Genomic DNA, 23,581 nt, shown 5'->3' on the forward strand with positions numbered 1-23,581 from the left:
GTTATCCGGAAAGGGGCATCAAGAGATGATTACCATCTTCAATCCCGAGGAACAAAAGTGGCCGATTAAGGTGTGGCTGGAGAATGAGGAACAAATGGGTGAGGAATGCCTGCAACAGGCGAAAAATTTGTCGAATCTACCGTTTCTGCATCAATGGGTTGTGCTGATGCCGGATACGCATTCCGGCTATGGGATGCCGATAGGGGGTGTCATCGCTGCCGAAAAGGTCATCATTCCGAATGCGGTCGGGGTGGATATCGGCTGCGGGATGAGCTTTGTCCAGACGAACATCCCGGTCGAACGACTGATTGAAATCGAGACACCGAACGGGAAACTGGCCCAGGCGATTGCGGGCGACATTTTGCGGAACATTCCGACTGGTTTCGAACACCACAAGAAAAAACAGCAATGTGAATCGGTTACCCGCTTCCTGGAAGGACTGACGCCCGAGGAAAAAGAAACGATGCCGCAGGAATTGATGAAGGAACTGGATGACGCAGCTTATCAGGTAGGCACACTCGGAGGCGGCAACCATTTCATTGAACTGCAGACGGACGACCAAGGAAAGCTGGGCATCATGTTGCATTCCGGATCACGCAATCTGGGCTTCAAAATCTGCCATTATTTCAACGATCTGGCCAAGGAAGTGAACAGACAGGACCAGTCTCCGGTCCCTCACGAGTGGGATCTGGCTTATTTTTCCACCGAAAGTGATCTCGGGAAACTGTATCTGCGTTGGATGAAATTGGCGATGGATTTCGCCGAAGAAAACCGCAACCAGATGATGGAGAAGGTGCTCGATATCGTCCGACTCTGGGTGAAAAAGTACGCCGGCATCAACCACGTCAATTTGTCGGATGCCGTCCACTGCCACCACAATTATGCCGCACTGGAAGAACACTACGGCAAAGAAGTCTGGGTCCACCGCAAAGGAGCCATCCGCGCCGGTGCGGGCGAAATGGGCATCATCCCGGGAGCGATGGGAACGTATTCCTATCTGGTGAAAGGCAAGGGCAATCCGGAAAGCTTCCTTTCCTGTTCGCATGGGGCGGGCAGGCGCATGAGCCGTTTGGATGCCAGGGAACAGTTCAGTGTCCAGGACACCATTCTGGATTTGAGGGCTTTAGGCGTTTTTCTGGCGAAAGCCAAACGGACCGACGTCGGCACAGAATCACGTTTTGCCTATAAGGCCATCGATTTTGTGCTCTCACAGGAAATGGATCTCGTCGAACCGGTTCGCCGCCTCAAGACCGTCGCTGTAATCAAGGGTTGAAAAGAAAAGAGGTACAAAAAATGGAATTGCAGGAAAGGTACATCGCGGCGGGCCTGAAACATATTCCGCCGACCGAAAAGGATGAAGTTGAAAAGGGGATGCGCCGCATCATCGCGGAGCGGCTTGAAGGACGCGGCGATCCTTCCGAAGAGACGGAACGCGAAGTGTTGAGAGGATTGGGGAGTCCAAGGATTCTGGCTGAAAAGCAACTGAAGGAACCGCCCCATCTGATCGGACCTGAATTGTACGGCACCTATATGTTGATTGTTAAAATAGTCATGACGGTGGCGGTCATCGGCACGCTGATTGGGAATACCGTCGATTTCATCGTCAACGGCGAAACCCTTTTGCGTTATCTCGCCCAAAGTTTTGCGGCAGCAATCGGTGTGGCAATCGGGGCTTTCGGATGGGTGACGCTCGTGTTCGCCATCATGGAAAGGACGGCAAAAGAGAAGATTCTGACGGAAATCCAAGAGGACTGGAGCCTGGCTGATCTGCCCGAAAAGGAAGTCCCTCAGAAACCATTCAGTAGGGTCGGGGTCATCGTCGGCATCATCTTCACGGTGCTTTTCATCGTCCTCGTCAACCAATACAGTCATCTGCTGGGATTCTACTATACGCTAGATGGCAATATCCAGGAAATGATTCCGATGTTGAATCAGGAAGTGTTCCGCAGTTATCTTCCTTACATCGACGGCATGTTGGTGATGCAATTGCTTTTCTCCGCTAGCAAGCTCGTTTTCAGGAAGTGGACTTATCCGGTCGCGACCGCAAATCTGATCCTGAATATCCTGTCCTTTCTGTTGTTGTGGTTCATCCTTCGAGATACAGCCATTCTGAATCCCGAGCTCGTCGCGAAAATCGCGGAAGCCACGGATGGGCAAAGGGTACTTAATACTGCATTCAACTCAATCAAAGCTGTCTTCCTTTTCATCTTCCTGCTGGACTCCTTTGAGGGGTTCCATGATGCCTACAAAAATAGCAAAAAGCCGGCCTGAACCGGCAAACAATTGGCAACGGGTATGTGAAAAGCGGAACGGATGGTCTATAATGGAATTGCAAACAGAACGGGTTCCCGCTGAGCGGCGGACCGGTATTTTTGGAGGGAACAACTTAATCATGGAACAGTCAAAAGCGAAAGAATACATCCTTTTCAATGAAATCACGAATGAATATCTGACGAGGGTCACCTTTATGGGCAGCACCGTCTACAAGACGACGACACTTGATCTGGCAATGCGTTTCTCCGAACAGGATAAAGAAAACCTTGATGCGATGGGAGCCGGCAATCCGGAAAAGGTGCTGAACAACATCGAAGCGACAGCCTTCGGAAACGACAGTGATGTGAAGGAAACATACAGACTGTCCAATCTGAGCTTGTTGTCGATCAATGACTTGACGCCGGAAGAACGGGCAGCATTCGATCAGGAAATCGAAGAGGGCAAAAAGAAAGCCGCCAGAATCCATTGCTGCCGGATAGTCAGCAGATAGACTACCAAGAGGCAACCAGCAGTAATCAATTAAACCAGTCATTATTCAGGACAGAGCAGTAGGCAAATTTTCAGGTCAGGTTGCACAAGCCAGCCCCGTAAAAAAATTGCTGCTGACTTCGAATGACACTCCTAGACAGATAGTCGAGGAACGCCACCGAAAAGGCAAAAAACGGGCGCTATGCAATCATGTTGCATAGCGCCCGTTTTTTTATTGGATTCAGTTGTTTATTTGCTTGTAGCTACTTCAACGTTTGCTGTTTTCTTGACAGTCGTCACATTGCCCAACGGCAGGACTTCTTCGCCGTAGACTTCATTCAAAACTTGTGCCAAAGCGCCGTAGATTGCTGAGAGTCCGCAGAATATGCCTTCGTAACCAGCGATTCTTGAAATCATTTCATTGCCCGAAAAGTCTCCTAAAGCAAGCAGGAAGAAAAGCAATGTCAAAGAACCGAAGACGATCTGCAGGTTTTTGCTGATGCGCAACGTTCCGACGAACATGCCCAATGTGAACAGTCCCCACATGAACAGGTAAGCGGCCATCGCTTGAGCTGATGCTGCTTCGCCCATGCCAAGGCCTGGCATAACGATCGTTCCCACAAGTGAAAGCCAGAAGAAGCCGTAAGAAGTGAAGGCAGTTGCACCGAAAGTGTTATTTTTCTTGAATTCCATAATACCGGCAATAACTTGCGCCATACCGCCGAAGAAAATGCCCATAGCCAAAATCATCGTGTTCATCGGGAAGTAACCCGCATTGTGGATATTCAACAAGACTGTTGTCATTCCGAAGCCCAATAAGCCAAGCGGCGCTGGATTAGCAGTGAATTCTTTCAAGCTCACGATCGTGTTGTTCTGTGTATTTGATGCGTTTTTCATTAGTAGTCTGTTCTCCTTTGATTTCAAATCTGAAAATAATGTCAGGGTGATTATATCCATATTGATTGCTGTCGTCAATCTGTTTCGGAAAAAGTACACTTAAAGTTCACTTTTGATGCTACGGAAATTTTCTTTCGTGTAAGCATTATTTACGTGTGAGTGTTGTTGTGAAGTGATTCTGCATAGAAAATAATAGAACGATTTTGAGGATTCGAAAGGATGGAAGAGAAAATGATAGCGATAAAGAAAATCATTGCGGTCGGTGGGGTTTTGCTCGGGACTGCCGGCGTTGTGCATGCCTATCTGCGCACGGCCCCTTCGAAGGCTGCTAGAGAATTTACCGATTTAGCGGAGGATTTATTGAAGGAAATGAAGCCGGTCAAAGGCCGCTTCACGGAAGCTGATATTGCGACGCTGCCTGGACCAGTCCGACGTCATCTGCGCCGTTGCGGACATCTCGGGAAACCGAAAATGGCCTACATGAAGGTAGTTTTTCCGGATGTCGTTTTTTCGCTCGGAAAAGGAAAAAAGACCATCAAGATTGCCTACACACAATATAATTTTGTGGACGGACCTGACCGGATCGCCTACATCGACAGTTCACTCTATGGCATACCTTTCGAAGGGGTGGATGCCTATGTCAACGGCAAAGGATCGATGAAAGGGATTGTGGCTAAAAATATCACCCTGTTCGATATTGACGGAAAAGCGATGGACAAGGCCAGCTTGGTGACGTTTCTCTCCGAATGCCTCTTCGTTCCGAATGCGGCTCTTCAGGACTACATCCACTGGGAAGCGATCGACGCGCACCATGCCAAGGCGGTGATCACGGCGCATGGTACCACTGCTGAAGGGATTTTCACATTCAATGAAGATGATGAGATGATTGCCTTTTCGACCAACGACCGGGAAGCCACAACAATGGATGGGAAAAGCGAAAAAGTCAGATGGTCGGCCATCTGCGGCGGGTACAAGGAAATCAACGGAATCCGTCAGCCGACAGAACTGAAGGCGGTCTGGCACTATGACGAAGGGGATTTCACTTACTTTGATGCGAAAGCTGCGGTGATTAGCTATGGCAAACAAGAATGATTGGAATGAATGGAAAGGATTGTCTGAGGCCGAAGTTGCTGAACGGAGAGTCCGATACGGAGCGAACGCCTTGCCGGTACCAAAACATAGGCTCCTTGGCCTGATTCTGAGGCAATTCCGGGGTATCTTCAATCTGATGCTGCTGATTGCAGCGGGAGTGACCTTTTCGCTAGGAGAGCCAATCGACGGCGCTTTTATCCTGTTGTTTGTGTTCCTTGGGACAGCCCTCAACGTCTATCAGGAACACAAATCGAATCAGGCGGCCGATAAATTGAAAGCTTACCTGTTGAGCACGATTACGGTGGTGAGGGATGGACAAGAAAAGGAAGTTCCCACCGATTCGTTGGTGCCCGGGGACATCCTGAAGCTCGAGTCGGGCGATATCGTCCCTGCCGATGCCATCGTCCGCCAAGACCGCGATCTGTTGGTCGATGAAACGACCTTTACGGGAGAGTCCATTCCGGTTACGAAACGGGCGTCCTCATCAAGCGCAACAGCCGCCGACAAGGATACGGATACGGTCGCCACCGATGAAGAACTCCTGCTGCAAGGGGTTGTAATCGTGCGTGGAAATGTCTTAGCGGAGGTCACGGCTATCGGACAGGAGACGAAGTTGGCCCATATCGCTTCGACGGCATCAACCGTCCAGGCTGAGAGCGAACTGGTCAAGAGCGTGGACAAAATCAGCAACTTCATCATGAAAGTGACACTATTGACGCTCGCATTCGTTGTGGTGGCGAACATCTTGATCGAAGGCAGTCAAGCGGATGTCACAGACCTGCTGATTTTCGCGATTGCCCTGGCCGTATCGGCCATACCTGAAGCTTTGCCATTGGTGCTGACTTTTTCACTTTCACGTGGAGCTTTGGAATTCGCCAAGCACGACGTTATCGTCAAGCGGCTTTCCGCAGTCCAGGACTTGGGATCAGTCAATCTGTTGTGCACCGATAAGACCGGCACAATCACGGAAAACCATCTTGTTTTCAGCAATGTCTACCTAATGGCGGGCTCACCTTACGATCCGTTGGTCTTGGCACGCTTGAGCGCCATCAACCTGCATGATCGGATACCGGAACCTTTCGACCATGCAAGCGATGAGGCCCTCACACCCGAGCAACGGCAAATTGTGGACCGCTACAGTCTCGTGCAGGAGGAGGCTTTCGATCCGGCGCTGCGCAGCAACGGTGCGTTCGTGAAACAGGCGGACGGCAAAACACTGCATATCCGCCGCGGAAGCCCTGAATATTTCTTTGGCGAAGGGCAGATTTCCCGGGATGCAGTCGCGGATTGGCTAGAGGCGGAAGAAGAAAAAGGGCACCGGGTACTGGGCGTGAGCTACGATGACGGCAGTGGTGCACATTTCGGCGGATTTGTCTCTTTCGTGGACCGCATCAAGGATTCCACTATTGCGACCGTAGCGGCCGCAAAACAAATGAATGTCGCTATCACGGTAATCACAGGAGATGCTTTGAAGGTTGCCGAGGCCATCGGAAGGGAAGCCGGTCTGGTGACGGAGAGCGCTGAAGTTACGGAGGCGGCTGCGTTTTTGGCATTATCTCTGGCCGAAAGGAAGAAACGCCTATCCTCAATCCGCGTCTTTGCCCGGACGACGCCCGAGCAGAAGTTGGAAGTGATCCAACTTCTGAAGGAACAGTTCACGGTCGGTTACTTGGGTGAAGGGATCAATGACGCGCCGGCATTGAAGGCTGCGCATGTCTCGATGGTCGTGCAATCCGCGGCCGATGTCGCCCGCGAGACCGCTGATATCGTATTGCTCCAGAACGATCTGCGGGTGATCATTGAAGGCATCCGCTTCGGGCGAGAAACGCACGCCAATACAATGAAATACATCCGCGCCACTTTGATCTCGAACTTCGGTAATTTTTATGCAGTCGCCATCGGCTCGCTCTTCATCAGCTTTTTGCCGATGCTGCCGAAACAGCTGTTGCTCCTGAATCTGCTTTCCGATTTTCCGATGATGGCCATCGCGTTTGACCGGGTATCGGCCCAGGAAGTGGAACGGCCACAGCGATATGATCTGCATTCCCTCTACATCATTTTTGTCACGATGGGACTCGTGAGCACGGTCTTCGATTTCATCTGTTTCGGGCTGTTCTATCGGATTTCCCCTGCAGTGCTGCAGACCAATTGGTTCATTGCCAGCGTATTGACGGAGATATTGTTGATGTTCTCGATACGTTCCTTGTTGCCAATCACCAAAGCAGGCTGGCCGGCGCCGTCGATTGTGGTCCTATCGGTGATTGCCATGGTACTTGCCGTCAGCTTGCCGATGATTCCCGCTACTGCCGCCTTCTTTGAATTCCAAACGCCGACACTGGCGCATTTGGGGATCATTTTTGGGATCGCCTCCGCTTATCTTGTCGTTACGGAGCTCGTCAAACGTCCGCTTTCCGGATTCGTCAGGAAGAGATAGACTGCCGGACGTCGCATCAAACAATCATTAACTTGAAAGGGGGTTTAGCCATATGCATCCTTTTTATGGATCAGTAACTGAGTTTTTGGCAGAAGGGCAGTGGTGGATCGGGTTGCTATCGATGGCCATGTACCTAATCTTCTGGGCTGTCGTCATCCTTTTTGCGGCCAAGCTCTTCAAAAAATATTTCGCCGATAGGCCAACTCCGCCAAAAACGGAGGAAGATTTGGCACTGAAGATCCTCCGCGAAAGGTATGCACGCGGAGAAATCGATGCAGAGGAGTTCAAACAGAAAAAAAGCGATTTACTGGAATGAGGCAACAAGGAAACAGTCTTTGCCTGGAAGGGGTGCATCATGGAACTGCGTTCGTTGCTGCAGTTGGCGTACTTTGGCGCCACGACGATTTTGTTCAAAAGAAAACGGCCGCTGGTGGGTTCCATCATCCTGACCGACAAATGCAATTTGGCTTGCAAACACTGCGCCGTCAGCAACATCACCTCAATCATTTATCCGTATCCGCAGATAAGGGCTGAGATGCAGTGGCTGTACGCAGAAGGCGTCAGGATCCTCTTTTTTTACGGAGGGGAACCCTTCCTTTGGCGCAATCAGGGCCACACGCTGCGGGATCTGGTCATTGAAGCGAAGCAAATCGGCTTTCTGCTCGTGAACGTGGTCACCAACGGAACGCTGCAGGTGGATCTGCCGGAAGCCGATTTGGTCATGGTGAGCCTCGACGGCGGCAAAGAAAAGCACAATGAAATCAGAGGCGAAAGCTACGACCGCATCATCACCAATATCGAGAAAGCTTCCCGGGAAAACGTCTGCCTCTACATGGCAATCAATCAGATCAACAAGGGCGAAATCGAGGCAGTCTGCGAAACGGCTGTGCATACGAAAAAAGTCAAGGCAGTTTCCTTCAACTTCCACACGCCATATCCCGGGACGGAGCGGCTCAAACTAAGCCGAACTGATAAGCAGGCTTGTGCCGACCAAATTGTGCAGCTGATCAATGCGGGCTATCCAATCCTGAATCTGAAAAGCGCCCTGCCATATATCGTGGATAATACATTTCCAACACCTTGCTACCAATGCGTTGTTGTGGAAAATGGGGAGAAATGGGTGTGCGGGCGTTGCATCGACATCGAAGGGCTCTGCGCAGAATGTGGCTTCTTTTTCTCTGCCGAATTTTCGCTCCTTTTCAAAGGCAATGTGAAGGTGATGTGGGATCTGCTCAGTACTTATCTGAAATACATATAGGAGGTGAAGTTATGCGTTGGACATCCTTGTTGCGGGTGTACCTTACCCGATCGTTCAAGCCTTTCGTCTTTGAAGGGACCCATGAGAACACATTGGATTTTGAAAAACTGGATGATTTAGGCCTGTATGTGCATATCCCGTTCTGCCGTTCGTTATGCAGTTTCTGCCCTTATTGCAAAGTGGTCCACAACAAGCCGCAGGCGGATGCTTATAAGATTGCGCTGTTGAAGGAAGTCGATCTGGTCTGCAAGGGGATGAGCGGAAAAAAACAAGCGACCAGTCTTTACTTCGGCGGAGGGACGCCAGCCATGATGTTGGACGATCTGAAGGACATCATCGCAAAGTTGAAGGAATATTTTATCCTGACGGGCGGCATCGGCGTGGAACTGCACCCTAGCGACATCACCGAAAGGAATCTGCACAAGCTGAGGGAGGCGGGGGTGACCATGTTGAGCATCGGCATCCAATCCTTCCAGGACGAGTGCCTCCGGAAAATCGGAAGGAGAAGCGATGCCTTTGAGGACAAAATCCGTTTGGTGAGAAGTTACGGCTTTGATGTGGTCGACGTGGACCTGATATTCGCTATTCCCGGTCAGACCGACGAGATTTTGGTGAATGATATCCAGACGGCCTTCGCTAATGGAGCGACGCAAGTTTCGACTTATCCATTCATCGACTTCACTTTCGCCGACAACGCCTACAAGCCGATGAACGAAGAGGTGAAGCGCGAAATGCTGGAACACCTAACGGAATATTGCCACGCAAACGGCATCGAGCGGACATCAGTCTGGACGTTTGCGCAACAGCAAACCGATAAATATTCTTCCGTCACGCGGGATGCTTTTCTGGGCTTCGGCGTTTCCGCGACTACGTTGCTGAAGGACATCTTCAAGATCAATACGTTTTCGATTCCCGAATACATCAAGCGGATCGAGGGCGATGCTTTACCTACTTCCTTGACGCTCCATTTCACCAAAAGGCAGCGGGCGGTCTATTATCTGTTCTGGAGCGCCTACGCCATGAGGCTCGATGCGAACAGATTCGAGGAGCTCATCGGCACCCCCCTGAACCGGATGTTCGGACTGGAACTGTTCTTGGCGACTAAGTTGGGCTATCTCAGGAAGAGTGGGCGCGTCTACGAACTGACCGATAAGGCCGCTTATCTCTATCACGATGTCGAACAGGCGTATACGACAGCCTACATCGATAAGATGTGGCATATTTCAAGACTGCAGCCTTTCCCTGAAAAGATCATCCTGAAATAATTAAACATTAAATCAAAAAAGGCTGATTCCGCATGGAGTCAGCCTTTTGGGTATGATCAGAAGCAACGTTGTTTCAATTGTCCTCTGTGCGCAGCATCAGCACGCCTCCGATGATGAAAAGGAGGGAAATGCTGGCGAGCCCGTTGCGTGAATCGCCGGTCAATTGGCTCGTGAGCGCATACAGCGCCGGACCCATAATGGCGGCAAATTTGCCGAGGATATTGTAGAAACCGAAATATTCATTGGCGTTCTCCTTCGGCACAAGCTTGGCGAAATAGGAACGCGACAGTGCCTGGATACCGCCTTGCGAAGTTGCGACCAGCGCAGCGAGGATCCAGAATTCGACAGCAGTGGTCATCCGGAAAGCCAGTAGGCAGGCAAACAGATAAATGACGATGCCCACCAAAATCATCTTTTTGCTGCCGAAGCGCTTGGCCAGTACTCCGTAGAGGATCGTGAAAGGAAAAGACAGGATCGGAATAACCAGCACGGCAATCATCAGCACATCAGACACAACCCCGATACTGTCGCCGAAGACAGCTGCCATGTGGATGATTGTGTTCAGTCCATCGATGTAAAAGAAGTAGGCGATCAGGAACAGGAACATTTTCTTGTGGCTGCGGATCTGGTGCAGCGTTTTGTTAAGCCGGGCGAAACTGTCATGGATGATATGTTCGCTGGCCGGGACAAAATAGCGCTGTTTCACATTGCGCAGCATCGGAATCGTGAAAACGATCCACCAAAATGCCGTGAACAGGAAGGAGACTTTGATGGCGGTCGTCCTGGGAATGCCGATCCTCTCGCCGAACATAATCAGCAGAATCGAAAGCACGAATGGGATGGTACTGCCACCGATGTAACCCATCGCAAATCCGTAAGTGGATACCCGATCCATCCGTTCCTCTGTCGCGACATCGACCAAAAAGGCGTCATAGAAAATGTTAGCACCCGAAAAGCCAATTGTCGTGAGCATATAGAAGGCAAGCAGCAGGCGCCAATCGTCCGTGAAGCTGAGCGCGGCGGTTGCGATAACACCGATCAGGAAGAAAATTTTGAAAAGCCGCATTTTCCATTTTGGATAATCACCGATTGTACCGAGGATCGGGGCGAATACTGCTATAGTCAAAGTTGCGGCAGAGGTCGCATAGCCCCAATAAGAATCCGCCAAGTTCGGGGCGATACCTTCCCCGGTCGTGATCGATTTATAAAAAAGTGGCAAAATGACCGAGGAGACGATGATGGAGTAGGCGGAATTCGCCCAATCGTACATGATCCAACTTTTTTCCTGCAGCGAAAAACTTTTCAACATGGCTTTCGCCTCCGATCATAAAAGGTGATAACGCTCTCATTTGTTTATAATTTATTTATATCAGTTGTTGGCTGATAGCACAAGCCCCAAGCCAGTCAAGCAGCCTATCTTTTCGGAAAAAAAGAAAATCATGGTAAAATTCAGCTATAGATAACAGAATGGGGGAAGGGAAATCATGGCCAAATATGAACGCCCGGAATACACAGTACTGCTGTCGGAGGATCCGTTCGAATTGAGGGAATACCGGGATTTCTACATCGTGGAATACGACAATGCCGCTGATCCGGATGTGGACAGCGGGTTCGGCACCTTGTTCCGCTACATTTCAAAAGACAATCAAGCGGACCGAAAAATCAGCATGACAGTTCCTGTGATACAGGAACTGTCGGACGATCGCACGAAGATGGCGTTCGTTGTCCCGAAGTCGGAATGGGAAGATATTCCGCAGCCCAACAGCCCTTCGTTGACTGTCAAAAAGTTCGACAGCGGTCTTTTTGCGGTCATCCAGTACGGCGGCTTTTCGAATGATCGGAAAGAGCGCGACATGCTGGAGAAATTGACGCAGTGGCTTCACGAGAAAAAGTACCAGCCCACTTCGAACTATATGCTGGCGTCCTTCAACGCACCGTTCGTGCCGCCGATGTTCCGGCATAACGAAATCATGGTGCGGGTCGGAACGGATCAACAGGATTCCGATTAAATTCTGGACAATTCGGCGTTCCTTTTGTATCGTATCAGGGAACACACTTAACATAAAGGGGACTAATGCATGAAAAACTTAAAAAGCGGCTTGAAAGGCTTGTTCGCTTTATTGGCGATCATTCTGGCCGTATGGGTCAATGGCGTAGATTCGCTTTTAGAGGATCAAACACCCGATTCTTCGATCAGCATCGCCGCCAGCAGCTCGCAAGCAATTGAAGAAGGTACCCAAGAAGCTATCCCGCAAAATGAGACGCAGGAATCGGCTGAAACGATAACCAGCAGCGGAGTCATGGAAGGGCAATCCTATTCAACGAAAGACGAAGTGGCCGCCTACATTCACCAGTTCAACGAGCTGCCGCCCAACTATCTGACGAAGGACGAAGCCGAGGAACTGGGTTGGGATAACTCCGAAGGCAACTTATGGGAAGTCACGGATAGAATGTCCATCGGCGGTGATTTCTTCGGCAATCGGGAGGGCCTGCTCCCAAAGAAATCGGGCAGGACCTATTACGAGGCCGATATCGATTATGACGGCGGATTCCGCGGGGCGGAGCGCATTGTGTACTCGAATGACGGCTTGATTTTTTACACGGATGATCATTACGAATCGTTCGAACAGCTGTACGGGGAAGGGGACTGATTGAAGATGGAAATCATCCGTTTGGAAGGCGGCGAAATGACCGACCGGAAAGCAACGCATGCGTATCTGAAAATGAAATTGCACCTACCCGAATATTATGGTAACAATTTGGATGCCTTATGGGATTGTCTGACGACCGATTTTTCCGGCAAAATGATCATCCTTCAGAATCCGCAATGGGTGCAAAATCAACTCGGTGATTATGGGGATGCATTGGTCCGCCTATTCAAGGAAGTTGCTGCGGCAAATTCCGCCATACGTTTGGTCCTTGCCTACCCGCTGTGAAGTTTATGCAAATATATGAATTGGACAATGACTGATTGTCAACCTAAAAATCGAGGTCCACGCAAAAAAGACGATTCGTACAGAATCGTCTTTTTTGCGGTTTTCTCAATTTCTGAACGAAAAATTCTTTCCTTGATTGTCAACCAAGCGTATAGTTGACTGTATGGGGTAGACAAGTCAGGGGTGGTCAGATGGAAAAAAGAAAAGTCAGAGTCTATATCGCAGCCAGTCTCGATGGTTACATCGCGCATTCGGACGGAAATATCGATTGGCTTGATAGTGTTGCCAGAGATGACGAAGATTATGGCTATGCTGCTTTTATCGAAACGATCGACACGGTCATCATGGGACGTAAGACCTACGAAAAAGTGCTGTCTTTCGGCGGGGAATTCCCGCATGCAGGCCGGGACTGTTATGTCCTTTCCCGGACGGAGCGCATCGCTGATGGTCAGGTCCATTTTTACAGCGGATCTCCCGAAAAATTGTTGGATCAGATACGACGCAAGCCCGGAAAAGACATCTTTATCGATGGCGGTTCTGAAGCAATCGACCTGTTCCGTAAAAAAGGGATGATTGATAGCTATACTGTATCCATCATCCCGATTTTGCTGGGAGAAGGCATTCCGTTGTTCAAAGAGAACGAGAAGGAGCTGTCTTTGAAATTGGTTGAAGCAACAACTTTTGATTCTGGATTGGTGCAGCTCACCTACGAGCCAATCCAAAAATAAAGGCTACTCGTTTCAGACATACTTACTGCCTTCGCGGATGCTGAGATTGGCCAGATCCTCCTTATGCGCGGAAATGAATGCGCGGACCCAATCGGGATTCGTTTTGCTGAAATCTCGCAGACTCCAACCAATGGCTTTATTGATGAAGAATTCTTTCTGGTTAAGATTGTTCTGGATGATTTCCGCCAGTAAAGCCGTGTCCGTCTTGGATTTAAAACCGAGTTGATGGTCGATGGCGACGCGACGAAGCCAAATGTCGTCCGCCAGGCTCCATTCCTGCAGGGTCGGCTTGCATTCCGGATAACGTTGGACGATCGATCCGACAACTCCATCCAGCCCGTCGACGGTATCCCACCAAGATTTTGTCTGGATGTACTTCTTCAGCTTCGGTAAGTCTTCCGGACCCAGGCAATCTTGGATCGCCAGAAGATAGTCGACGCCCGCATACTGGAATTCCCGTTCATCCCTTTCGAAGCACTGATCGACGAAATCGAAGTCGACTCTCTTTTCTTTTTTTGCAATTGCAAGAAATTTTTTATATGCTGCTTTCCGCGGACCCGTCGCGATTCCTAAGAACGGGAATTGATTACGCATATAGGCCGACATCTGGGGAGCGCGTTCTTCATCGCGCAATGCCAGCAAAGATTCAAAAATGCCATCATACCACATGGTGTTAACCTGCCTTTCATAGGTGGATGCGACTTGTAAGTCACTCGTCATAATCACTTTAGAACAGTTTTTGTAAAAGTGCAATCATGATTCGAAGGAGGATACTATGGAAAAAAACAGGAAATCCAGCTGGATCCGTAAACTACTCATCGGATTGGCTGTAGTTGCAGTGATTGTTGCAGGTGCGTTCTTTTGGTACGTAAATGACTATTATAAAGCGACAGCAAGTGCGGTCGAGGCGCTGCAGTCGGATGGATCGGTCACGATCACCGAAACCGATGACGCGATCACCTTTGCGCCGAATGGGGAAGATCCAGAGGAAGGCATCATCTTTTATCCGGGGGGAAAAGTGGAGAGCGAAGCCTACGCGCCTTTGCTGCGCAGCTTGGCTGAAGCGGATTTGTTGGTGGTCGTCGCCAAGATGCCTTTCCATTTGGCGGTCTTTGATGCCAATGCGGCAGAAACGATCATGGAACAGGAAGAGAGTGTGCAGGATTGGTATCTCGCCGGGCATTCCTTGGGTGGGGTCATGGCTTCCAGTTTTGCGGCTGATCAATCTGATCAGGTAGCAGGCCTGATTTTCCTGGCGTCCTATCCGTCCAGTGATTTGACCGACGCGCCGTTCCCGGTTCTTTCCATCTACGGTTCGGAGGATGAAGTCCTGAATCGCGAAAGCTACAATGAAGCGCAAGAAAAGCTGCCGGATGACTATACGGAAATCGTGCTGGATGGCGGTAATCATGGCCAGTTCGGCGATTACGGACTGCAAGCGGAGGATGGGACTGCAACCATCTCTACCAATCAGCAGCAACAACTGACGGTTGAAGTCATCACATCATTTATCGAAAACAACCGCCAGCCATAATGCAGCGGATCAAATAATAAGCAAAATTTACCTAAGATTTGCATGAAGGGAAGAAAATATGACAGAAATAACGATGGCGAAAATGAGCCAATTAACGGAAGCCCAAAAAGAGGAAGTCAGAAAAATTTTCGTCACCAGCTATTACAAGGACATGAAGACGTTGCACCGGGATACCGAGCGCTTGCTGGGCGGATTCCGCAGACTGCTGCAGGAGGACCTGATCCAGGTTGCGATGGACGGGGATCGCCCGGTCGCGATGGTAGGTTGTTCGACCAACCAACGCCGTGCCATGGAAGTGAACAAGGAAGATTTCTTGGCAAACTTCGGATTCATCTGGGGGCATGTCGGTTATTTCAGCTTCCATAAAGAATACGGGGAGCCCTTGCCAATCGACGATGAGACGCTTTATTTTGAGTGCGTGGCAACCAATGAAGCGGATCGGCGCCAAGGTGTTGCCGGTAAGATGCTGCTCAAGTTGATCGAAACGGAACCTTACCGAACTTTCGCCTTGGATGTCGTTGACAGCAACGGACGGGCTCAAAGTGTTTACGAACGGATCGGCTTCCGCGAAGTGCATCGGAAAAAATCATGGATTGGAAAAATTTTCATGGACTATTCGGAAAGCATTTGGATGAGCCGCCCGAAGCATTTGCCGAATCCATCGGAATGATGGGGAAGTCAAAAATCAATTAGACAAACAGGGCTGGCTTTGATATAGTATTACAGATACTAAACACATTCATTGATGAAGAAAGTACTTCGTGCAATGTTCACAGCGAGCGGGGAAGGTGGAAGCCCGCAACGGAGCGAAGAAGGAAACGCACTTCAGAGAAAGTGACTTGAAGACAAACGTGATCCCCCTGTTCATCGGACATCTGGGAAAGAACGTTTGTGAGTAGCGTCATTCGGTTTAGCCCCGTTAGCGGTTCAAAAGGATAAAATAATCAGAGCCCATCTGTGTTGCTTTATCGAATTAGAGTGGTACCACGGATATTCGTCTCTATTTTGCCAGGGCAGAATAGGGGCTTTTTTTATCGTTATCGCAGATTTGCGGCACCTAAAGAGAAGACAAGTGATCCATTCATCATATGGATAAGTAGAGGCATATAATAAAGGAGCAGAAAAATATGGATTATAAAAAGATTGTTGCTGAAGAGATTCAAAAATTGGTACCGGAGCATTTAAGCTACGATCAAGTGTACCAATTGCTGGAAGTACCTAAATATACAGAGCACGGGGACGTCGCATTTCCGGCATTCGCACTAGCGAAAGCTTTGCGCAAAGCGCCGCAAGCCATCGCCGTAGATTTGGCGGCACAACTGAACCATCCCTACATCGAAAAGGTGGAAGCAGTGGGCCCGTACGTCAATCTGTTCCTTGAAAAAGCAGCGGTAACGAATACGGTCCTGCATGAAATTGCGGCCGAGAAGCAAGCATTCGGAACAGCCGATATCGGAAAAGGCGGCAATGTGCCGATTGATATGTCCTCGCCGAACATCGCGAAACCGATCTCGATGGGTCATTTGCGCTCTACGGTCATCGGAAATTCTTTGGCCAACATTATGAAGAAAGTCGGCTTCAATCCAATCAAAATCAACCATTTGGGCGACTGGGGCACGCAATTCGGTAAGCTGATCGTGGCCTACAAATTGTGGGGCGACGAAGAAAAAGTCAAAGCTGAGCCGATCAATGAATTGTTGACTCTGTATGTCCGTTTCCACACGGAAGCAGAATCAGACGATACCATGAATGACGAAGCCCGCGCTTGGTTCAAGAAATTGGAAGATGGCGATGAGGAAGCTTTGCATCTTTGGGAGTGGTTCCGTTCTGAATCGCTGCAGGAATTCATGAAAATCTACGATATGTTGGGGATCACTTTCGATTCCTTCAACGGCGAAGCTTTCTACAACGATAAAATGGAAGAAGTCGTTGAACTGCTGGACAAAGCCGGTATCCTGACTCAAGACCGCGGCGCAACCATCGTTGATTTGGAAAAATACAACCTGAATCCTGCTTTGATCAAAAAATCGGACGGCGCAACGTTGTACATCACCCGCGACTTGGCTGCGGCGATCTACCGCAAACGCAACTATGATTTTGCGATGTCACTGTATGCAGTCGGCAATGAACAAAGCAACCACTTCAAACAACTGAAAGCCGTCCTGAAAGAGCTTGGCTACGACTGGGCAGAAAACATGCACCATATCCCGTTCGGCCTGATCACGCAAGGCGGCAAGAAACTGTCGACGCGTCAAGGGAAAGTCATCTTGCTTGAGGAAGTCCTGAACGAAGCGACCGAGCTTTCCTTGAAGCAGATCAACGAGAAGAATCCGACATTGGAAGACAAAGAAGCAGTCGCCAAAGCAGTCGGCGTCGGCGCTGTCGTTTTCCATGACCTGAAAAATGATCGTCTGAACAATTTTGACTTCGATTTAGAGGAAGTCGTGCAATTCGAAGGCGAAACAGGCCCTTATGTCCAATATACAAACGCACGCGGTTTGAGCATCCTGCGCAAAGCGGCAGTCGAACTGGACACAACCGAAGCAGCCGACCTTGGTCTGGATGATGCTTACGCATGGGAAGTCGTGAAACTGTTGAACAGTTTCCCTGAAATCATCCAACAAGCTTACGAAAAATTCGAGCCATCCGTGATCGCGAAATACACGATCCACTTGTCCCAAGCATTCAATAAATATTACGGCAACACCAAAGTGCTGGTGGAAGACGACAAACGCAACGCCCGTTTAGCACTTGTCCAGTCCGTAGCCACAGTCCTGCAAGAAGGCCTAAGACTCCTAGGCGTCCAATCCCCAGAAAAAATGTAGGATACGATGAATCCCGGGTAGAAATCGAGCACTAAGGGGACAAACACAGAGCGGACGTTTTTTGTCCGCGTGGTGTTGTCAACTTAGGCGGAGATTTCTGGGATTCAGAGTTCGACTAAATAGGATGAGATGAATCATCCTTCTTAAAAAAACCAAAAAGCCTAAAATTATGCACATAGTTTTGGGCTTTTTGATTTGTTCCAAAAAAACTCTTCCCTGCGTTGAGAACACCCGGAAATAAGGCGGTTTTTCGACACTTGATGCACCAAAACGGTTTTTTTCTGAAAAGTATGCTATCCTTATATTGAAGTTTTCAAAGTCGGTGCATCGCAAGCCTTGTTAAAGGGGGTTTTGTAAAATGGGAAGAATTTCAGACATCACATTGACCAATCAACCGGAGCAGCGCATCATTTCCATCAAAACGGAAACGACGCTGAAAAATATGCAGACGAAGATAGGGGACTGCCGCGAAAAAGTCCTGACCTATCTGAATTTGTTGGAAGAACTGCCTGCAGGTCCCTGTTTCACGATCTATTACTCATTCACGAAGCAAAATGTCGAAATTGAAGTTGGCTATCCGATCGCAAAATTATTGCCGCCGCAGGATGATATCCGCATGTCCATCATTCCGGCAGGTAAACGTGTATCCTGTCTGAACATCGGCCCTTATAATGAAATCCCGAAACTTTATCAGGAAATGGACCAGTGGTTGACATTCCATGATTTCGAGACGAACGGCATCTCCTATGAAACCTACTACAACGGCGAAGGCTTCACGCCGCAGGAATACTTGACCAAAATCGAATTGCCTATCCAAGAGGCAGATGAATCATAAAAAATTATAGCTACAAAAAGGCGAGCCGTCGAATAGACGGCTCCACTTTTTTGGAAAGGAAAAAATATGCAACAAAACAAACAGCCAGCAATGGCGGAAAATAAGATGGGTGTCATGCCCGTCAACAAATTATTGATCTCCATGTCCGTACCAATGATGATTTCCATGGTGGTACAGGCTTTATACAATGTCGTGGACAGCATCTTCGTGGCCCAAATCAGTGAAAAAGCCCTGACTGCGGTATCCTTGGCGTTCCCGGTGCAGAACTTGATGATCGCTTTGGCGGTCGGGACAGGGGTCGGGATCAATGCGTTGGTTTCCAGACGACTCGGGGAAAAGGATTACGCGGCTGCAAACAGCACAGCCGATAACGGCATTTTTCTGAATGCAATGCATTTCCTGTTATTTTTGGCGTTGGGCCTGTTCTTCATCCCGCTTTATTTCTCTTTCCAGACGAAGGATGCAGAAATCATCGCCTACGGAATCGATTACCTGCAAGTCATCTGCGTCTTCTCAATCGGAGTCTTTATGCAGGTCAGCATGGAACGCTTGCTGCAATCCACAGGCAGAACCTTGTTCACGATGACGACCCAAGCGACAGGTGCAATCCTGAACATCATCCTCGATCCGATCTTCATCTTCGGCTGGTTCGGCGTTCCGGCAATGGGGACAAGAGGCGCTGCAATCGCAACCGTCATCGGACAGATAACCGCTGCATCACTGGCGTTCTTTTTCAATGTCCGGTTCAATAAGGAAATCACTTTATCGTTTAAAGGGTTCCGCCCGGATATGCAAACAATCAAAAAAATCTATTCTATCGGCGGCCCGTCGATTTTGATGCAAGCTGTCGGCTCCTTCCTGAATTTGAGCCTGAACAATATTCTAATCCGTTTCACACCGACTGCGACTGCGGTATTCGGTGTTTACTTTAAGCTTCAAAGCTTCATATTCATGCCGGTTTTCGGTCTGAATAATGGGATGGTGCCAATCATTGCCTATAACTACGGTGCCGATCAAAAAGAGCGGATCAAGCAGACTATCACCTTATCGAAAAGATATGCGATGGCAATCATGTTCATCGGTGCAGCCATTTTCTTGCTGATGCCCGGCACACTTCTGCAGTTGTTCAATGCATCCGATGAAATGCTGGAAATCGGGATACCGGCTTTGCGGATCATCAGTCTCTGCTATGTTGCTGCAGGCTACAACATCGTTTCCGGTTCTGTGTTCCAGGCCTTTGGAAGAGGTGGCCTGAGTCTTTGGGTCTCCATGATCCGCCAGGTCGTGGTGCTGCTGCCGGCAGCTTATCTGCTTTCCTTGATGGGCAACGTTGCGTTTGTCTGGTGGGCGTTTCCGATTGCGGAAGTCTTCGCATTGGTCATGAGCATATATTTCAACAAGAAAATCGACAAAGAGGTCATTGCGAACATCTACCCGCATACGATTGGGGAGTCTATTCCGGAATAATCAGAAAAATGATGCGAAAAACGAAGTCTTGCAGAGCCGAAAGGATTCTGCGGGGCTTTTTTTCTTGGATTCGCGAGAGGCTGTGTTTTCGCTTCTGGATAAGTGTCCGGCTTTACTTTTATTCCCCGGAATCCTAAAATGAAGGAGACAGATGGACGTTTGAAACCAGAACGGAGGGATTTGAGTGAAGATCGGAATCATCGGAGCGACAGGCAGGCAAGGCAGGTTGATTTTGGAGGAAGCGCATGCCAGGGGACATGAGGTGACGGCCATCATCCGGAATCCCGCCAAGCTCGCAGACAAACAAGTAACTATCATGGAGCGGGATATTTTTGATGTGCAAGTGGAGGATCTGAAAGGATTCGATGTGATCGTGGATGCTTTCAATGCGCCAGCGGGGATGGAAGAGGAGCATGTCACCTCGCTGCAGTCCTTGATTGATGAGCTGGAACACCTGCCGGAAACGCGCTTGATCGTTGTAGGCGGCGCCGGCAGCCTTTATGCGGATCCCGGAAAAACGATCCGCGTGATGGAAACAGCCAATTTTCCCGAAGCTTTCAAACCGACTGCGACGAACATGGCAAAAGCCCTCAACATACTGAAGGAAAGCAACGTCAATTGGACTTATCTTTCGCCATCCGCTTATTTTGACCCAAACGGCAACCGGACCGGAAACTACGCCGAAGGGGCAGAAACGCTGCTGCTGAACAGCGAAGGCGAGAGTTACATCAGTTACGCGGATTATGCGATTGCATTTGTGGACGAGATCGAAAGGCAAAGACATCTAAGGCAACGCTACACAGTCGTCGGCGAACGACAATAGATTCTTACGCTAACAGGTACGAAAACGCAGATCAGGAGGGAAATTCATGGAAACATTGGATTTGATCATCGATTTTCATAAAAGCAACCCGCGCCAAGGTCCCGGCAGCCAACAGAGCACCATCAAAGCACTGCAGTTTCTGCCGCAATTGACCCCGCAAGCGCAATTATTGGACGTCGGCTGTGGAACCGGCGCGCAAACCATGGTGCTGAGTGAACAGACGCCGGCCCACATCACGGCGGTTGACAGCAGCAAAGAATTTTTGAATATACTCAAGCACAAAGTCCTGGAACATGGCATTACAAACCGCTTGACGGTTAAGGAAATGGATATGGAACAGCTTGCCTTCGCTCCCGAATCTTTGGACGTCATCTGGGCAGAAGGCGCCATCTACAACATCGGCTTTTCCAGAGGCATCCGGGAATGGCGTCCGTTGTTGAAAAAAGACGGGTTTTTGGTCGTTTCCGAAATTTCCTGGCTGACACCGGAACGTCCTCAAATCGTGGACAAATATTGGACCGAAGTTTACCCGGAAATGGCGACGATTGCTGAGAAGACCGCTCAAATCGAGGAAGCCGGCTATATTCCGGTGGCGCATTTCATCCTGCCCGAATCGGACTGGACGAGCCATTACTATCATTACTATGAAACCAATGAAGCGGCATTCCTGGAAAGGCACGGCCACAGTGATGACGCAAAAGCACTGGTGGAAGAGAACCGCCAGGAAATGAAACATTTCGAAAAATACAGTGCCTACTACAACTATGTTTTCTATATTTTGCAGAAACGGGAAACAAAATAGTAAGATCAGAGACGGATTCCTTCGAAAGAGGGAATCTTTTTTTGGACTGAAACCGTCATCTATATGCAATCTTAACACCGTCGTCCCTTTCCTTAGCACTTTCTTAACACGCTTTGGCAGTATGATTGACATAGTAAAGAACTAAAGAATTGAAAGTTGGGAGTGGGAATAGTGGGTATTGTGTCCATCTTTGCCTGTTTATTGGGAGTGAGCTTATTGTTGTATTTATTTTATGTCTTGTTTAGGGGTGAAGATCTATGAGTTTCATAGTTGTGCAATATGTCGTTTTCTTCGTACTGTTGGTGCTGCTGGCATCGGCTGTCGGAAATGGGATCTATAAAGTGATGGCAGGAAAGAAAGTGATGTTGACCAAAATTCTTGCGCCGATAGAACAGGCTGTATACCGGCTCATCGGAGTCGATGAAGAAGAACAGATGGATGCGAAGTCCTATGCCCTTGCAGTCGTCCGATTTTCGCTCGCTGGGTTTGCCGGTTTATGGATGCTCTTGATGTTCCAAGGCTTCCTGCCGTTGAATCCGGAAGGGAAAGCCGGGATGTCCTGGGACTTAGCGTTGAACACCGCAGCCAGCTTCATCACCAATACGAACTGGCAAGCCTATGCTGGTGAAGTGAGCTTGTCCTATCTGTCGCAGATGCTGGGGTTGACGGTGCAGAATTTCCTTTCTGCAGCTGTCGGACTTGCTGTTCTTTTTGCAGTGATCCGCGGATTGATCTTAAAGGAAAGCCAAGCAATCGGTAATTTCTGGAAGGATTTGACGCGGGCCGTCCTGTACATCCTGCTGCCATTGGCTACTGTCTTGGCCGTTTTACTCGCATCTCAGGGCGTAATCCAGACTTTTCAAGGCGCACAACAAGCAACCGCTTTGGAATCTGGAGAGCTGTTCTCTATTTCTTTAGGACCGGTAGCGAGTCAAGCAGCCATTAAGGTACTGGGGACAAATGGGGGAGGTTTCTTCGGAACGAATGCAGCCTATCCTTTGGAAAATCCGACAGCCTTATCGAATGTGCTGCAGCTACTTTCCATCTTGCTGATCCCGGTATCCTTGCTCTTCACTTTCGGAAAAGCCGTGAAGGACAGATTGCATGCACGGGCCCTTTTCATTACGATGGCGGCATTATTCGTGGGTCTGCTGGCTTTGGTGACCTACAGTGAATGGTCGTTGGGCCCCATATTTGAAGGCGTACAGGCTAGCGGAAACATGGAAGGGAAAGAAGTGATCCATGGAATTGGCGGATCGGCGCTGTGGACAGCAGCAACTACGGCTACTTCCACGGGAGCGACCAATTCCAGCTTGTCCAGCTATACCGCATTAGGAAGCCTAGCGCCCTTGTTCTTGATGCAGTTAGGCGAAATCGTCTTCGGTGGCATTGGCTCAGGTATCTATGGGATGCTGGCCTTTGTATTGCTGACTGTATTCATAGCGGGATTGATGGTCGGACGGACGCCGGAATATCTGGGCAAGAAAGTCGATCCATTCGATATGAAGATGGCGAGTGTTATCATCTTGACGCCTTCGCTGTTGAGTTTGATCGGCACGGCTGTCGCCATAATGCTGCCGATGATCACGGAATGGCTCCATACTACTGGCGCTCACGGATTTACCGAAGCGCTCTATAATTACACCTCACTCGCCAACAACAACGGGAGCAGCTTTGCTGGCTTTGCGTCGGATACGTTATTCACCAACTTGGTTGGTGCAGGCATCATGGTGATTGCGCGATTCGTGCCGATGATTGCAGCCATCTATTTGGCCGGTAATTTTGCCGGGAAAAAACAGGTCGCTGTAACCGAAGGGACGCTTTCCACAAGTGATGGCCTGTTCACGGCGTTCCTTTTGGGTGTCATCCTCATCATTGGGGCGCTGAGCTACTTGCCGGCATTGACGCTGGGTCCGATTGCAGATTTTTTTGTCACACGATAA

The 23,581-nt window shown here is 49.3% G+C and carries 23 protein-coding genes and 1 other annotated feature; of the genes, 20 read left to right on the plus strand and 3 right to left on the minus strand.

Features of this window, described 5'->3' with window-relative positions:
- Positions 1-25 precede the first annotated feature (25 nt).
- The 3 genes from C7R56_RS05700 to C7R56_RS05710 are packed head-to-tail and all read left to right on the plus strand — an operon-like array spanning position 26 to position 2,764.
- The gene (locus C7R56_RS05700; protein ID WP_107995609.1) at positions 26-1,273 is read left to right on the plus strand and encodes an RtcB family protein; all 1,248 of its coding nucleotides are present in this window, start codon (positions 26-28) and stop codon (positions 1,271-1,273) included.
- Between the two features lie 20 nt (positions 1,274-1,293).
- Positions 1,294-2,271 (plus strand): hypothetical protein, encoded by a 978-nt coding sequence (locus C7R56_RS05705; protein WP_107995610.1) that lies wholly within the window; start codon positions 1,294-1,296, stop codon positions 2,269-2,271.
- A gap of 52 nt (positions 2,272-2,323) precedes the next feature.
- Positions 2,324-2,764, plus strand: a complete 441-nt coding sequence (locus C7R56_RS05710; protein WP_107995611.1) for a hypothetical protein — start codon at positions 2,324-2,326, stop codon at positions 2,762-2,764.
- A 227-nt stretch (positions 2,765-2,991) separates the two neighbouring features.
- Here the strand turns inward: C7R56_RS05710 and C7R56_RS05715 are convergent, their stop codons facing one another.
- The gene (locus C7R56_RS05715) at positions 2,992-3,639 is read right to left on the minus strand and encodes an acetate uptake transporter (protein WP_107995612.1); all 648 of its coding nucleotides are present in this window, start codon (positions 3,637-3,639) and stop codon (positions 2,992-2,994) included.
- A 219-nt stretch (positions 3,640-3,858) separates the two neighbouring features.
- On the opposite strand from C7R56_RS05715, the gene C7R56_RS05720 reads away from it, so the two are divergent.
- Genes C7R56_RS05720 through C7R56_RS05740 form a run of 5 tightly spaced genes read left to right on the plus strand, consistent with a single transcriptional unit; the run spans position 3,859 to position 9,688 of the window.
- On the plus strand, positions 3,859-4,731 hold the full coding sequence (locus C7R56_RS05720; protein WP_199902991.1) for a DUF6544 family protein: 873 nt from the start codon (positions 3,859-3,861) through the stop codon (positions 4,729-4,731).
- A complete protein-coding gene (locus tag C7R56_RS05725; protein WP_107995613.1) occupies positions 4,715-7,165 on the plus strand; it encodes a cation-translocating P-type ATPase in 2,451 nt (816 codons plus the stop codon). Before C7R56_RS05720 ends, C7R56_RS05725 begins: the two co-directional genes overlap by 17 nt.
- Before the next feature lie 52 nt (positions 7,166-7,217).
- Complete coding sequence (locus C7R56_RS05730) at positions 7,218-7,481, plus strand: SHOCT domain-containing protein (protein WP_199902992.1); 264 nt, start codon at positions 7,218-7,220, stop codon at positions 7,479-7,481.
- 39 nt (positions 7,482-7,520) lie between these two features.
- The gene (locus C7R56_RS05735; RefSeq protein ID WP_107995614.1) at positions 7,521-8,423 is read left to right on the plus strand and encodes a radical SAM protein; all 903 of its coding nucleotides are present in this window, start codon (positions 7,521-7,523) and stop codon (positions 8,421-8,423) included.
- An 11-nt stretch (positions 8,424-8,434) separates the two neighbouring features.
- Positions 8,435-9,688, plus strand: coding sequence for a coproporphyrinogen-III oxidase family protein (locus C7R56_RS05740; RefSeq protein WP_107995615.1), 1,254 nt, complete (start codon positions 8,435-8,437; stop codon positions 9,686-9,688).
- A gap of 73 nt (positions 9,689-9,761) precedes the next feature.
- Here C7R56_RS05740 and C7R56_RS05745 read toward each other — a convergent pair whose 3' ends face one another.
- Complete coding sequence (locus tag C7R56_RS05745) at positions 9,762-10,997, minus strand: MFS transporter (protein WP_199902993.1); 1,236 nt, start codon at positions 10,995-10,997, stop codon at positions 9,762-9,764.
- A gap of 175 nt (positions 10,998-11,172) precedes the next feature.
- Here C7R56_RS05745 and C7R56_RS05750 point away from each other — a divergent pair, with 175 nt between their 5' ends.
- The 4 genes from C7R56_RS05750 to C7R56_RS05765 all read left to right on the plus strand — a co-directional run bounded on the left by C7R56_RS05750 (position 11,173) and on the right by C7R56_RS05765 (position 13,352).
- The gene (locus C7R56_RS05750; protein ID WP_107995616.1) at positions 11,173-11,697 is read left to right on the plus strand and encodes an SOUL family heme-binding protein; all 525 of its coding nucleotides are present in this window, start codon (positions 11,173-11,175) and stop codon (positions 11,695-11,697) included.
- Between the two features lie 69 nt (positions 11,698-11,766).
- Positions 11,767-12,339, plus strand: a complete 573-nt coding sequence (locus C7R56_RS05755; RefSeq protein WP_107995617.1) for a ribonuclease domain-containing protein — start codon at positions 11,767-11,769, stop codon at positions 12,337-12,339.
- A 6-nt stretch (positions 12,340-12,345) separates the two neighbouring features.
- On the plus strand, positions 12,346-12,624 hold the full coding sequence (locus C7R56_RS05760; protein WP_107995618.1) for a barstar family protein: 279 nt from the start codon (positions 12,346-12,348) through the stop codon (positions 12,622-12,624).
- Positions 12,625-12,815: 191 nt separating this feature from the next.
- Entirely contained in the window at positions 12,816-13,352 is a 537-nt protein-coding gene (locus C7R56_RS05765) for a dihydrofolate reductase family protein (RefSeq protein ID WP_107995619.1), read from the plus strand.
- Positions 13,353-13,364: 12 nt separating this feature from the next.
- Here C7R56_RS05765 and C7R56_RS05770 read toward each other — a convergent pair whose 3' ends face one another.
- Entirely contained in the window at positions 13,365-14,021 is a 657-nt protein-coding gene (locus C7R56_RS05770) for a DNA alkylation repair protein (RefSeq protein WP_107995620.1), read from the minus strand.
- A 106-nt stretch (positions 14,022-14,127) separates the two neighbouring features.
- On the opposite strand from C7R56_RS05770, the gene C7R56_RS05775 reads away from it, so the two are divergent.
- The 8 genes from C7R56_RS05775 to kdpA all read left to right on the plus strand — a co-directional run bounded on the left by C7R56_RS05775 (position 14,128) and on the right by kdpA (position 23,581).
- Positions 14,128-14,886 (plus strand): alpha/beta hydrolase, encoded by a 759-nt coding sequence (locus C7R56_RS05775; protein ID WP_107995621.1) that lies wholly within the window; start codon positions 14,128-14,130, stop codon positions 14,884-14,886.
- A 58-nt stretch (positions 14,887-14,944) separates the two neighbouring features.
- Positions 14,945-15,556: a GNAT family N-acetyltransferase gene (locus C7R56_RS05780; protein ID WP_107995622.1), complete on the plus strand. Its 612-nt coding sequence runs from the start codon at positions 14,945-14,947 to the stop codon at positions 15,554-15,556.
- 63 nt (positions 15,557-15,619) lie between these two features.
- Positions 15,620-15,891: a binding site (T-box leader), on the plus strand.
- Positions 15,892-16,013: 122 nt separating this feature from the next.
- Positions 16,014-17,711, plus strand: coding sequence for an arginine--tRNA ligase (gene argS, locus C7R56_RS05785; RefSeq protein ID WP_107995623.1), 1,698 nt, complete (start codon positions 16,014-16,016; stop codon positions 17,709-17,711).
- 358 nt (positions 17,712-18,069) lie between these two features.
- Positions 18,070-18,546 (plus strand): GyrI-like domain-containing protein, encoded by a 477-nt coding sequence (locus C7R56_RS05790; RefSeq protein WP_107995624.1) that lies wholly within the window; start codon positions 18,070-18,072, stop codon positions 18,544-18,546.
- A 66-nt stretch (positions 18,547-18,612) separates the two neighbouring features.
- Complete coding sequence (locus C7R56_RS05795) at positions 18,613-20,013, plus strand: MATE family efflux transporter (RefSeq protein WP_107995625.1); 1,401 nt, start codon at positions 18,613-18,615, stop codon at positions 20,011-20,013.
- Between the two features lie 184 nt (positions 20,014-20,197).
- Positions 20,198-20,836 carry an NAD(P)-dependent oxidoreductase gene (locus C7R56_RS05800; RefSeq protein WP_107995626.1) on the plus strand — a complete coding sequence of 213 codons (639 nt, stop codon included), beginning with the start codon at positions 20,198-20,200 and terminating at the stop codon, positions 20,834-20,836.
- 46 nt (positions 20,837-20,882) lie between these two features.
- Entirely contained in the window at positions 20,883-21,638 is a 756-nt protein-coding gene (locus C7R56_RS05805; RefSeq protein ID WP_107995627.1) for a class I SAM-dependent methyltransferase, read from the plus strand.
- A gap of 257 nt (positions 21,639-21,895) precedes the next feature.
- Complete coding sequence (gene kdpA, locus C7R56_RS05815) at positions 21,896-23,581, plus strand: potassium-transporting ATPase subunit KdpA (protein WP_107995629.1); 1,686 nt, start codon at positions 21,896-21,898, stop codon at positions 23,579-23,581.

The sequence above is a fragment of the Trichococcus paludicola genome, assembly GCF_003052295.1.
GTDB classification, from domain to species: Bacteria; Bacillota; Bacilli; order Lactobacillales; family Aerococcaceae; genus Trichococcus; species Trichococcus paludicola.